This window comes from Tessaracoccus defluvii, assembly GCF_014489575.1.
In the GTDB taxonomy this organism is placed as follows: domain Bacteria; phylum Actinomycetota; class Actinomycetes; order Propionibacteriales; family Propionibacteriaceae; genus Arachnia; species Arachnia defluvii.
In genome coordinates, this window is record NZ_CP060789.1 from 2,223,308 (window position 1) to 2,236,219 (window position 12,912).

The following is a 12,912-nucleotide window of genomic DNA, read 5'->3' on the forward strand; positions in this document are numbered from 1 at the left end:
TCCCGAGGAGGTCTCCGCCCTGCCAATCTCCGGCTCGGTGATCACGCCCCCTTCCGCGACGAGATGGTGTTTCCCGGCCGCGGCAGCGCACTCTGTGGTGAGGGAGCGTTCGCACCGCCCGTCGCTGAGACCACCGAACCCAAGCGCTCCTGCACTCTCTCGTGCGAGGTGCTTTCGCACACGTCGGTACGGCGGGAGCGTGCCAGATTCGCTGTTTCTATGCACTCTTTCGTGCGAGGTGCTTTCGCACCGTCGGGCTCTTCGGCACCTGCGGGTCCTCAACGTTTCTATGCACTCTTTCGTCCGAGGTGCTTTCGCACCGGGCGTCACGCCTTCGGGTGGGACGGTCGTGTGTTTCTATGCACTCTTTCGTGCGAGGTGCTTTCGCACTACCAGAATCAATGGTTGCAGGTGTCGCCGACGTTTCTATGCACTCTTTCGTGCGAGGTGCTTTCGCACATCGGAGAAAAAGAGATAAACATGAACAAGCTGAGTTTCTATGCACTCTTTCGTGCGAGGTGCTTTCGCACACACGACCGTGTCAGTCCATACGTCCACGAAAGGGGTTTCTATGCACTCTTTCGTGCGAGGTGCTTTCGCACAGATCTACCTGCAGGATGCGATGTTGCGAAGTTTCTATGCACTCTTTCGTGCGAGGTGCTTTCGCACAAGGGCGAGGCAGAGGCGTACTACAGCCAGCACAAGTTTCTATGCACTCTTTCGTGCGAGGTGCTTTCGCACCGGAACCTTCACAGGAACCGAGCCCCGAGCCCTGTTTCTATGCACTCTTTCGTGCGAGGTGCTTTCGCACAACAAGGGCAGGGTCATCCGCTCTCGTCCTCAGTCGTTTCTATGCACTCTTTCGTGCGAGGTGCTTTCGCACCCCGGCCTTGCAGCTGGCCAGCTGACAACGGACGATACCAGCCCGAAGCAGACCACGTCTCCTGCGCCGCGCCAAACGCTGCAGCCGGTGTGGCGTGACGGTGAAAGGCCTTGTCAATGGCATGCAGATCCGACGGCAGTGTCATACCGTGGAAGCAACACTGCAGGTTGATGAGAGGTTCTCCGGCGTGACGCAACGACGACCACTGACCGCCCACGACAGGGCCGAGATCTCCACAGGTCTGAAGGCCGGCTGGGGTATCCGACGGATCGCGGTCCACCTTGACCGGGCCCCGTCCGTCATCAGCCGTGAAGTCCGTCGTAACGCCACCAAGACCTGCGGCTACCGCGTGGTCCGAGCCGACGTCGAGGCCCAGCGCCGCCGCCGACGCCCCCAGACCCGCAAAATCGATGCCGACCCGGTACTGCGGGCCCGCGTGCTGGGCGACCTGAAACGATCCCGAACACCACGCCAGATCGCTGGACGGTTGCGTCTGGAGGCCACTGACCCCACTGTGGAGACCATGGTCCACTCCACACCGGCTGATGGTGCTCAGGTCTCCCATGAGGCGATCTACCGGTTCATCTACGCCCTCCCCAAGGGCGAGCTGGCCCGTAACTCGGTGATGCTCAGGTCCAAGCGCACCAGCCGTAAACCACGCTCAAAGGAAGGGCGCGGAGCGCCGATCGTCGCGATGGTCTCGATCGATGACCGGCCCGCTGACGTCCCCGAACGCAGGATCCCCGGCGCGTGGGAGGGAGACCTGATCATCGGTGCTCACGGCAAATCAGCGGCAGCCACGCTGGTTGAACGCGTCACCCGTTTCACAGTCATCTGCGGCCTTCCCGAAGGGAAGAAAGCCGTCGCGGTAGCCGACACGGTGGCCGAGCGGATGTGGCCCTTCCCTGAGGTACTACGAACCTCGCTGACCTGGGACCAGGGCACAGAGATGGCCGAGCATGCCCGGTTGACCGCTGCTGTGAACCTGCCTGTCTACTTCGCCCATCCCCGCTCGCCATGGGAACGGGGCACCAACGAAAACACCAACGGCCTGATCCGGGAGTACCTACCCAAGGGGACCTACATCACCAGCAACCAGGCCTACCTCGACGCGATCGCTGATGAACTCAACGACCGCCCCCGAGCATCCCTTGGCTTCTACACCCCAAGAGAAAAATTCGAAGCCCTCCTCGCAGCCGATGTTGCTTCGACGAATTGACACCGCCGACCCCTTCTGAAGCGCTTCGCGCACAGGGTTGCAGCGCGGCGCCCACGCCCGGAGGCGCGCCTCTTGGCGGGTGGTCTGGCACGCGCAGACGTGCATCACCGTCACAGCACCGCCCAGTGCAGCGACCGAGGCGCGAGATCGGTCTGTCCCAGCCTCACCACCACACCCCAGCAGTCCGCGCACTGGCGAGCGAACCACAGGGAGTCTGTATCGGCATCGATGAGTGCCAGTGCCCGTGCCTGGAGCTCGCAGAAATCAGGCTCGTCGATGCTCAGGAGGAAGACGGACTTCTGGACCCGGTCTCCGTGCACCTGCAACAGCGCCGCCAGCCGCGACCGTCTGTCGTCCTCGCGCACGTCGTACGCGGCCACCATCGTCAGCGCCACGACAACCCCGTCCATGGGGTCCCCGGGTTCATGATGCTCACCATCAGCCTCTGCGCCTGACGGTAGAGATGGCGGCGGTAGCTGCCCGCGTAGTCGGGCAAGGCCCCGGACACGTCGCGATTCATGCGCTGTTCGTAGGCGGTCAGCAGTATCTCCTTGCCTGCCTTGGTCAGCAGCACAGCCGATCCCTCGTCGGGCCGGGCGTGCTCCGGACGTAGCCGCTGGAGCCGGCAGGCGTTGACCACCACCTGGTCGACGATGAGCGGACGCAGCTCCTCCATGAGGTCCAACGCGAGGCTGGGCCGGTTGTCCTGTGGGGTGTGCAGCACGCCGATCCCCGGGTCCAGGCCGGCCGCGTGCAGAGCGGTCACGCACTCCCCCAGCAGGATTGTGTAGAGGTAGGACAGCGCCGCGTTGACGACGTCTCGCGGCGGACGTCGGCTCCTCAGGGTGAATCGCATGCCCTCCGGCACCAGCAGCCCCAGAGCTGGGAAGTACACCTGCGCGGCCGCCCCTTCCACTCCCATGATCTCCGCCTGTCCACGGGCCTCAGGCAGCAGGCGCCCGTACTGCTGCAACTGGACGACGGCTTCGGCCACCTCGTCATGCACGGGGCGACGGTTGAAGTGCATGAGGAGCGTGCGTTGATGCATGAGCTTCGAGGCAACTATGGCGCGGGCCAGGGCGTCGCCGCGGTCGGTCCCCTGGGTGGCGAGTTGGGCACGCAGGCGAGCCGGGCGGAACGGATGGGAGCCGCTATGGAGGCTGCCCTGATAGCTGCCCGAGCGTGAGGCGAACACCACGTCCACATCGGAACCCAGCGCCCAGCTGCGCGCCCCTGCCGAGAGACCCACCGACCCGAACAGCACCACCCGTCCCACGTGGCCGGTGGGCACATCCAGCAGCACAGCGTCGTCCTTGCTCTCAACAAGGAGGCGACCCGACTGGATGCGCACCCGCCCACCCTGCACAGCCACGTAGACCACCTTCTCGTCGGGCTCCTTGACGCGATGCTCGTCGAGCGGTGGCGGGTAGCGGGACCCGAAGTCTTCGCCGAGGAACGTGAACCCTTCTGCGAACGACCTCACCGCCGTCTTCTTGGCGCCCAGGGACATACCCAACTCCTCTGCGGCTCGTGACGCTACTCGGAGGGCCTCGAGTGCGTCGTCGGTGTGATGGCAGGCGATGACGATGTCGTCGGCGTAACGCACCAACGGGAATCCGGCGCTCTGAACGTCGGTGTCCAGATCACGAAGTACGAGATTGGCCAGAAGCGGAGAGAGCGGGCACCCTTGCGGTACCCCTTCCAGGCTCCTCAACCCGCCGCCGCGCAGCCGCCTTGGGCGCGCCGCGAACAGATCTAGGAGGTGCGTCAACTCCTCGTCCGGCACCATCGCCTTGAGCGCTCGGACGGCGAGATCGCGCTTCACGCTCGGGAAGCAGTCGGCCACATCAGTGCGGACCACCCAGGAGAATCCCTCCTCGCGCAATCCGACCACCTCCTGCACCGCGTCCGTCACACCCAGGCCCGGTCGGTACCCGAAGCTGGCCCGCCCGAGCGACGGGTCCACCAGCGGGGTGATCATCTCGAGGACCCGCCGGGCGACGATCCGGTCCTCCACCACAGGAATGTGGAGAACCCGACGCTTGGCGCCTGGGAGCACCATCTCGACAAGCGGATGCGGCTGCCAGGAGCCGGCATCGAGGGCCTCCGACCGCTCATCCAGGTAACGGTCGGCCTCCTCCCGAAAACGCCGCACGCCGTACGACAAGGTGCCATCGGCAACGTCGTCGCGCAGGATCCGTTCCCAGACAGGCTTGAGTTCATCGACGGCGAATCCCCGACCCCCCATCATCTCCGCCCTTCCCACTGCGTTCCTCATTGCGACGCCCATGGGAACCCCACGGATTCACTCGATGATTCAGCACGCTCTCTCGCGCCGCCCCGCCTCGCCCCTTGTGTGGCGAGGAGGCGATGCTCGTCGTGCGAAGTGCCTTGGCACACGTGGCGACCAACTGGACGACGACCGATGGCGGCTGGTTTCTATGCACTCTTCGTGCGGAGTGCTTTCGCACTCGATGCAACCAAGGACCAGCAGACCGTCACGCTTCCATGCACTCTCTCGCACCACCGCAAGCCAACGAGGCGCTGCTCGAGCCCAAGTTCCTATGCGCTCTTTCGTGCGGAGTGCGTTTGCGCTCGCCAACTGGGATGCCGACCTGGAGGAGATGTTGTTTCTATGCACTCTTCCGTGCGGAGTGCTTTCGCACGGGACGAGTACCGCGACGCACTCAAGGAGAGACTGTGATCGTTTCTATGCACTCTTTCGTGCGGACTGCTTTCGCACATCGGATTCTGGACAGCAATGCCCGTAAGGCGGTTTCTATGCACTCTTTCGTGCGGAGTGCTTTCGCACCGGCGCTCGAGGGCGCCAATGACAGCAACCGCGCCCGGCGTTTCTATGCACTGTTTCGTGCGGAGTGCTTTCGCACGAGCAGTTTCCGGTCGAGCTCGAGCCCACGATGGTTTCTATGCACTCTTTCGTGCGGAGTGCTTTCGCACCGCTGATCGACAACCAGCGTTACGGCGTCGACTTCCAGATCGTTTCTATGCACTCTTTCGTGCGGAGTGCTTTCGCACAGGCGGCCACTGGCGTAGGACGCAGCGAAAGAGGGTTTCTGTGCACTCTTTCGTGCGGAGTGCTTTCGCACTCGTATACCACACCGTTGCGGTGTACGAAAGCCACGCGGAGTTTCTATGCACTCTTTCGTGCGGAGTGCTTTCGCACAACTACTAAAAGACGCTCTTCTCACCATGTCCGGTTTCTATGCACTCTTTCGTGCGGAGTGCTTTCGCACGTGATCGAGGCCCCTGAGGACGAGGGTACGGAGGAGTTTCTATGCACTCTTTCGTGCGGAGTGCTTTCGCACAGAGCGCATTCGTACGGCTGAGATCATCGGTCTGATGTTTCTATGCACTCTTTCGTGCGGAGTGCTTTCGCACAAGCCGACTCCGACGCCGACGGACCCCCCGTTTCTATGCACTCTTTCGTGCGGAGTGCTTTCGCACCGTGCGACGAGCGAGTGACCGATGCCGGTCAGCGGCAGGTTTCTATGCACTCTTTCGTGCGGAGTGCTTTCGCACACGTGGCAATTGTGCCGGTCTGTAAGGCTGGCCAAAAGTTTCTATGCACTCTTTCGTGCGGAGTGCTTTCGCACCTCACACCACAACGGGTGACCGAAGTTCTGTGGTGTTTCTATGCACTCTTTCGTGCGGAGTGCTTTCGCACTGAGATCCTCGAACGGATCGCCCAGGAGCTCGGCGTTGTTTCTATGCACTCTTTCGTGCGGAGTGCTTTCGCACCCCAGCCTTCGAGACGGCCAACTAACAACGGACGATACCACCTCCTTGCAGACTCGACGCGGAACACCCCGCGACGGGGACCACGACGCGCCCCTCATGCGCGAAGACCCTTGTCAAGGGCACGCAGATCCGAAGCCCCTCGGGCGCTTCCGCGCACAGGGTCCTGGGGGTCCTGCCTCCCGCCTGAACGCCGCATTCGGGAGGTCGCCGACCGCGATGGAACGGCGCGATCCGCAGCAGCCCGGGCATGGCGCGTCAGACCCCCGCCGCTACGGGGCGACGCAGCGTGTCCGAGCGGGTCCTGCGCCCAGATCCCGCACGGCTGGCGCTCGGTGCGTCTGAGCGCACGCTGACAGTGCCGAACCCACGCGCCGTGTACGACCCGACCCCTGAGAACTGGGCCACCGCGAGCAGAAGAGACATGCTGCGGGCCACGCCGGCGTCGTCGCTCACGTAGCGCACCCTGCCCACCAGCCCGGGCACGCTCTTGCGGCCCGCGAGCACTGGCAGTGTGGAGATCTCTGCCAACTCCACTCGGACCGACCGCGCCACCGCCACCGGGTCGTAGGCCAACAGCGGCACGCCACTCCAGGAGGTCCACGCCTCCAATGGCGAGCGCAGCAGCACTGAGGGGGTGGGCAGGACACTGGGCCGCCCCGATGTCCGGAACACCGTCGGCGTCTGGAACTCCACGTCCCACGTCGGAGACGGGCGCGTAAGCGCAAGCTGGCCCCACGAGGCCGATGCGGTCAGCCACGGACGTCCGGTGCGGATGATCTGCCGGCCGAGCCGCACAGTGGAACCGGTCGCCGCGCGTTCGAGGAACAGACTGCGCGCGTCGTCGGACAGGACCGACACCGAGATTCCGGGCGTTCCGTCCAACTCGCCGACCATCGATAGGGAGTACGGTTTGGAGATGGCCCCGTGAGGCACCTTGCGCGGATCGGGCTCCTCCTCCTCGGCGTCGAACCAGCGGGTGAACGCGGCGTGGAGGTGATCCGCCTCAACCGGGTAGCCGACGTCCAAGGGCACCCAGTAGGTCTCTGGCATCGCTCACTGCCCCCAGCGACGAGGCGGTAAAACGTCAGAGGCACCCGCGTGCTGCCGGAGCCATGCTGCGAGGCCACCGCCACCACGTGCTGCTGCAAGGTGACCGCCGGGGCGCCGGAGTTGTCATGGAAGGCGCTTCCGGGCATGCGGATCTTGCCCGAGTCGTTGCCCCACACGGCCACGTCCTGCGGGGCACCCGCCTCGGCCGCGGCCACGCGAGCGCCCACCATCCCACCGGGCAGCGATCCGTCCACGCGCACCCGCACCAGTTCGGTGGCTGACCATCCCCACAGGTGGGACAGCTGCGCGGGCCGGGTGGCCGGCAGCCGCCCGTGGTGCAGGCCGCCCTCCTCCATGTCCAGCCAGAGCCACCCGTCTGCTTTGAGCTGCACAAGCTCGTCCCACGACGATGCCCCAAGGGCTTGATCTGGTTCACACTTCCTCCTTCGTGGTCTTATCGGGGTTGAGCCCCTTACCGGGCGCAGTCACCGCGGCCAGGAGTTCCTGGACGACGACGGGCCCCAGTTCCCCGAGCGATTCGGCAGTCACCGCTCCCGCCGGCATCCCCCGGCGTGCGATTTGAGTTCCAGCCAGCCGTAGCCCCGGGTACCCATGCCGCCCACCGTGGCGAGGCCGTCGTGCAGATCGCGCGCGACGTGGAGCATCAGGTTGCGGACAGGTTTCGGCATGTCGCCGCGGTTCCACCGGACCCGCAGCGGCACGTCCGTGCCGCGCTTCACGGCGCGGACCGTGAATAGCGAACCGTCCCTGGCGCCGCCGGTGAACCGGTCGATGGCCACGTGGGTGCGTGTGATGCAGCCAGCGCTCAGATCGGTCTCGCCGAACCACAACGCCCCCCGGCCGGTGCCTTGGGAACCGAAGAGGCCCGTCTCCACGGCCTTCACCTGGGACTCGTCGGCGCCGACGGCCTCGAGGATCGTTCGGGCGCGGTGCCGGAACACTCCCTTCCACGACGTGCCGGGCACGAGGGGTGCCCCGCCGCCGGCGTGGGCGATGACGGCGTGCTCCTGATGGGTTCCAACCTGGATCTTCTCCCCGTTGCCGACGTGGAGGGGTTCCTTGGCCGTGAAGTGGAGGGTGGTCCAACCGGATGGGGCGGCCGCTGCGGCGTCGACCGGCGGCCTGCTGGTGAACCACTCGCTGCGCTCGCCAAGCCAGAACGTGAGGCCGTCCTCGGTGTTGAGGTCGACGGTGAAGTCGTCCACCCGAAGCACCTCGCACTCCCCCATGCCGGTGCCGCGGCCGCGACCGATGTGTGGGCGCCAGGACTTCAGGCTCGTGATGAGGTCCTCGGAGCGGTCGCCGTCGTGCTGGAAGGCGATGGTCAGGGTGGTGGGCGCGGACCACTCGTAGCTGCGCAGCGTGCGACCGCTCGCCGCGCCGCGCCGCGGGTCGACCTCGGTTGAGCCGCTGGTGTCGCGCTCGGCCGCCACGATGGCCCCGAGTACCGCCAGCCGGCTCGCCACCCGATCACCGTTGCCCGTGAGTTGCTCGAAGCCCTGCGGATCCGGGCCCAGCCAGTCATCGCCCCTCTCCTCAAGGTGGCGCTTCAGGGACCCGGCGATGCTGCTGCCCGGGATCCACGGTTGGTTCGTGCGCGGGTCCACGAGCACGGGCAGCTTCACGTTGTCGTCGGCTGCGGCGACGGTGCCGACGGCCCACCGCGACGTCAGCCGGGCGTGGACGGCGATCAGGGTGACCTTGTTCTCGCTCATCCGAGCCCCTTCAGTTGTGCGATGGCCTGGCGCCGATCGGATGACCTCTTCAGCGACGAGAGCAGCCCTTCCGCGACGCCGGGGGGTACGTCGTCCAGCCATGCCGCCTTGGCGGCCTCCCCAAGCTTGCCGGTGATCAGCATGCGCTGCATCGGGTTGGTCTCCATCCTCTCCAGATCGTGGGCGAGGTCCAGGAGGTTGCCGACCACCTGTGCGCGATCCGCCGCCGCGACGCGATCGACGAGCACGGCCAGATCCACCGCCGGCTGAGCCAAGACCTGCGCGCGCGGTGGGACTGGCGGCGCCTCTGCCTGTGGCGGCGGCTCGGTCGATGTCACCGGTTGCCTGATGACCGCCGGCCCCACCTCGGGGCGCGCCTCGGGGGCCACCAGCGCCACCGCGCCGTAACCCTCGAGCCGACGGATGCCGAGGCCGCCGTGCAGCGCCTGCCATGCGGCCGGGTCTGTCGCCTTGAGCAGCGCCGATGAGCCCGCCTCCAGCGCCCAGTCCATCGGTTTCGGGATCCCCGCGCGGCCGTGCCATCCTCCGACGGACACGGGACGGGTCCGAACCTCGCCCACCTCGACCGAGGTACCGGCTGCTTCGACGGCCGCCTGGATCGCACCTGAGAGGTCCAGCGAACCGGCCCCCAGCTCATCGAGCAGGATGATCGGCTGCAGAGCGACGAGCATCACGGTGCCCGCCGTCGTCGGCGCGGGGAACGGGTCATCCGTCTCCTCGCACTCCCAGCGGCAGCGTCCCAGTACGGACCGCTGGCCGCCCACCGAGACGTTCCGGCCCGTCCTCAGCCAGCTCACCGTCTCCTGGTCGGGGTCCTCCAGCCGGAGGTAGCCGCTGTACACCACGCCCTTGCCGGAGGCCCGGCGGGTGAAGAGGACGCCGTCGACCGCCACGCCGTTCTTGAGGCTGGTGCGGGTGCTGGCCGTCATCCACTCGCGGGGCACGGACCAGCCCCGGCCCGCGACTCGGCCGTTGGCGGACGTCGCGGCGGTGGCCTCGTACTCCTGGTTGCCGTACTTCTCCCTGCTCCACAGCATGGGGATCAGCTGGGCGGCCTCGTCGCCGAGGGTGGGGACTGCGGCGTGAACGGTCATCAGGGAGCCGAACAGCTCATCGAACCGCTGCTGGTCTCCGGCTCGCTCCTGCCACCAGCCGGCGCCCAGCGCCCCGCGGACGACGGTGCCCGGGAGCACGTCGTAGGCGGGGCGGTCGAAGCCCACCTCCCGGGAGCGGCCCGCAGACACCACGGTGCGCGGTTCGAGCGTGTAGCGCAACCAGGTCATGACGCCACCGCCCTGACCAGTTTGAACAGCTCGGCAGGCAGGTCCGGCTGTGCGTCCCGCCCCCGGACCACCACCCATCCCGAGCCGCGCAGGCGTGACTCGCCCAGCGCGGTGATGCTGGCCGCCGCTGCGAAGAGGACCGTCCGGTGCCTGCCCAGTTCCTCCTCCGGGATGTGGAGGCGCTGCTCGACGGTGAAGCTGCCTGTGGTGGCCCACACCTGTTCGCCGAACCGGAGGAAGCCGCGCATGGCGTGGCCGTCGTCGTCGACCCGCACCTTGGTGCTCGGCCCGAAGCGGGGGCTGGTGAGGGTCGCGTCGCTCCACACCCAGGGGCACTCGTGATGCTTGGAGCCGAAGACCCGTGCCACCAACTCGGTGGGGAGCCCAAGCCGCTCGGAAGCCTCCGCGCGCATGAGGCCCTTGAGGCTGGTCGACGGCAGCGGGTTGGTGCGGTCGACGGGGGCGTCATACCCGTTGATGGGAGCCCCCGCGCCGATCCTGAACGGTCCGTTGAACGTGATGTCGAAGCTCAGGATCACGATGCCTCCTTCGTCTCTTCATCGATGTCTTCGTCAGGCAGATCCGGCCACCAGCGCGCCCGCGACAGGGTGGCAGGGAGGTGCGGGACCGCCGCGGCGGAGACGGTGTTGCCGGTGCGCTTCGCCCACTTCGCCACGGCGTCGCCGAGGTCGGCCGGCGCGGAGCGCACCAGATCGGTCAGCGAGCCGCGCGCCGAGGGGCCGAGCTTGAACACGTCGTTGGGGACGACCTTGCTGAGCTCGCCGCTGGCCGAAGACACCTCGACGGTGTGGATCTTGTCAGCAGCGAAGGTGAGGTCCACCCAGCCGATGGCAGACGCCCCGCCCCGGGTGGATGCCTTGGCTGCGGCCAGCGCGGCATGGGCGGCCTCGCTGGTGCCGGAGATGGGCACGGCGCGGCGGGCGAAGGCGACGCCGATCCCCAGCCCGAGCGAGCCGATGGCCGCTCTCAGCCCCTCCGCACCCTCGATGTCGTCGGTCACCCGTGCAGCCAGGTGTGTGCGCAGCTCCTCGAACTGCTCGCCTAGGGTGACGGCGAAGCGCCAGGCCGACGGCGCGGCCACGGACACGAACACGTCGTCGCCACCGACGTAGTGCGGGATCACAGCCATGGTGCTGACGTCCGTGCCACAGGCCTTCGCGGCCTCGGTCACGGCGCTCCTCGTCGCCTCGTTGAGGAGCCTCACCGCGTCGGCGCGCAGCCGGGGCAGTTTGGCCTGGGCGATCATCCGGAACAGGGCCCCGATGCCGTTGCCGTCGGCGGCGACGGTGGCCAGGTGGCTACGGGAATCGGTGCGGCCGACTGCCTCCTGCTCGGTGGCGCCCTGATGGGTGCCGCCGAAGACGGCCAGGCTCTCGAACTCCCTGGGCCAGCTGCCCGGGATCTCGTTCCAGAACTCGTCGTGGGTGTTCCGCGCCCGTGCCTCCTCCTTGTCGCGGGCCGCCTTCCTGGCGAGGCAGCTGGGACCCGCCTGGCCGTCCTTCTCCCACTCCTTGAGCGGGCCGATGGCGGGTTCCACGCCGCAGAAGTCGCAGGTGCGGGCCAGGCCCAGCTCGGTGAGCGGAGGCAGAGACCGGTAGTCAGCGGCCTTGTCTCCGTGGCTCTCGTAGGCCTGCAGGTAGGACCCGCCCTCAGCAATCCAGGCCTCCCATTGAAGGCCGGGGATGTCAGAGTCGAGCTTCGCGAGGAGAGCTTCGGTGGCCGCCCTCAGCGCCGCCTTGTCGTTCGAGACGAGCACGACGACGCCGTCGACGTCCCCCGCATCCTCAGCGACCCTGACCGTCCGGTGGTGCTTGGCCAGCCACTCCGAAACCGCGCTGTTCGCGGTCTTGGAGCTCAGCAGAACCGACGCCCCGCGGACGAGGGCGAGCTTGCTGGCCGACTGCGCGATCCAGGTCTGGATGCGTACGGCCCCGATGCTTGCGTAGTAGCTCATCACGGCTCCCACCTGATGATCTGGGGGTCTCCTGCCAAGGGCAGGGTGGTGAATGGCTTGACCTTCCCTTTCGCCTTCTGGAGTCCGTTGTTGTCCGAGAAGAACTGGTAGCTCTCGGCGAAATCCTTGGTGCCGAATGCACTCCATGAAAGGGCGGGCGGGTAGCTGACGTGATTCTGCTCATCGCGACTCAGGCCATCTAGGTCGAGCAGCCTCAGGAGCTGGCCCAGCGGCGGGGTACCCACTTGGCCGACGATGGCACGGAGCTTCTCGACATCGAGAAGGGGCGGGATTCGCCGTGGCCCAGACCCGTATCGCTCGGCAACCGTCCACAGGCTGGCCGCAGCCACCGTCGGTACCGCGGAGCCCAAGCCGAGTGGTTTGCCCCCGCCCAGCCTCACGGCAGGAGACCTGTGCCGATGCGTCTCAAGGCAGTCGGCGACGCGTTGCGGGACGATTGCAGCCAGCAACGCCTGGACCGCCGGCATCGGCAACCGGTCGAACGACACGCTCCCGGTCAGGACCGTCGGTCGGCCATTGCCGAGCTTCGGGTCAACCACACGGACACCGTCCACGGCCAACGGCTGACCCGGGGCGGCCTTGTATCTGGGCCGGGCCGATGTCGCTCCGGACTCATGCCAATGCTTGCTCTGCTGATCAGGGTCCGAATGCCAGTAGAACTTCCTGCCACGCAGCTTCGCGCCAGTGTCCGCTTCGCTGCCCCAGTGGGAGGCCACGTCTCCCTCGGTTCGTCCTGTGGCGCCGTTGAGGCCTCGGAGGTAGAACGGGCCGGCGCTCGGCTTGGGTGCGGACAAGGGGGCCCTCGTGACGACCTGGCTCGACACACCGTTTGCCGTCGCTGAGGAGAACCGGACGTGACCGCCGTACCCCACCGACTCGCCGTCGGACTCATCCTTCTTCGTGGCGTCGATGGAGCCAAACGTGGCGCAGGACAGGCACAGACCCTCCCCTCCTCCCCTGGCTTG

General features: G+C 66.8%; 9 protein-coding genes and 2 CRISPR repeat arrays. Of the genes, 1 reads left to right on the plus strand and 8 read right to left on the minus strand.

All coding sequences use genetic code 11. From position 1 onward, the window contains the following. Positions 1-143: 143 nt before the first annotated feature. A CRISPR array of direct repeats spans positions 144-883; the repeat unit is 37 nt; unit sequence GTTTCTATGCACTCTTTCGTGCGAGGTGCTTTCGCAC. A gap of 148 nt (positions 884-1,031) precedes the next feature. Continuing rightward, positions 1,032-2,102 (plus strand): IS30 family transposase, encoded by a 1,071-nt coding sequence (locus H9L22_RS10720; RefSeq protein WP_226965780.1) that lies wholly within the window; start codon positions 1,032-1,034, stop codon positions 2,100-2,102. A 110-nt stretch (positions 2,103-2,212) separates the two neighbouring features. Here H9L22_RS10720 and cas2 read toward each other — a convergent pair whose 3' ends face one another. From cas2 to H9L22_RS10760, 8 genes are all read right to left on the minus strand, one after another. Beyond that, positions 2,213-2,497, minus strand: coding sequence for a CRISPR-associated endonuclease Cas2 (gene cas2, locus H9L22_RS10725; RefSeq protein WP_187719910.1), 285 nt, complete (start codon positions 2,495-2,497; stop codon positions 2,213-2,215). Beyond that, positions 2,488-4,380, minus strand: coding sequence for a CRISPR-associated endonuclease Cas1 (gene cas1, locus H9L22_RS10730; RefSeq protein WP_187719911.1), 1,893 nt, complete (start codon positions 4,378-4,380; stop codon positions 2,488-2,490). Before cas1 ends, cas2 begins: the two co-directional genes overlap by 10 nt. Positions 4,381-4,660: 280 nt before the next feature. Beyond that, positions 4,661-5,861: direct repeats of the CRISPR family, unit length 37 nt; unit sequence GTTTCTATGCACTCTTTCGTGCGGAGTGCTTTCGCAC. A gap of 255 nt (positions 5,862-6,116) precedes the next feature. Further along, positions 6,117-6,911, minus strand: coding sequence for a CRISPR system precrRNA processing endoribonuclease RAMP protein Cas6 (cas6, locus tag H9L22_RS10735; RefSeq protein ID WP_187719912.1), 795 nt, complete (start codon positions 6,909-6,911; stop codon positions 6,117-6,119). A 545-nt stretch (positions 6,912-7,456) separates the two neighbouring features. Then, positions 7,457-8,647 carry an RAMP superfamily CRISPR-associated protein gene (locus tag H9L22_RS10740; protein ID WP_187719913.1) on the minus strand — a complete coding sequence of 397 codons (1,191 nt, stop codon included), beginning with the start codon at positions 8,645-8,647 and terminating at the stop codon, positions 7,457-7,459. Next, positions 8,644-9,951 carry a hypothetical protein gene (locus tag H9L22_RS10745; RefSeq protein ID WP_187719914.1) on the minus strand — a complete coding sequence of 436 codons (1,308 nt, stop codon included), beginning with the start codon at positions 9,949-9,951 and terminating at the stop codon, positions 8,644-8,646. The genes H9L22_RS10740 and H9L22_RS10745 overlap by 4 nt, the downstream gene beginning before the upstream one ends. Continuing rightward, complete coding sequence (locus tag H9L22_RS10750; protein WP_187719915.1) at positions 9,948-10,490, minus strand: RAMP superfamily protein; 543 nt, start codon at positions 10,488-10,490, stop codon at positions 9,948-9,950. The genes H9L22_RS10745 and H9L22_RS10750 overlap by 4 nt, the downstream gene beginning before the upstream one ends. Then, positions 10,487-11,926, minus strand: coding sequence for a Cas10/Cmr2 second palm domain-containing protein (locus tag H9L22_RS10755; protein ID WP_187719916.1), 1,440 nt, complete (start codon positions 11,924-11,926; stop codon positions 10,487-10,489). The genes H9L22_RS10750 and H9L22_RS10755 overlap by 4 nt, the downstream gene beginning before the upstream one ends. After that, on the minus strand, positions 11,926-12,486 hold the full coding sequence (locus tag H9L22_RS10760; RefSeq protein ID WP_187719917.1) for a hypothetical protein: 561 nt from the start codon (positions 12,484-12,486) through the stop codon (positions 11,926-11,928). Before H9L22_RS10760 ends, H9L22_RS10755 begins: the two co-directional genes overlap by 1 nt. Positions 12,487-12,912: the final 426 nt, after the last annotated feature.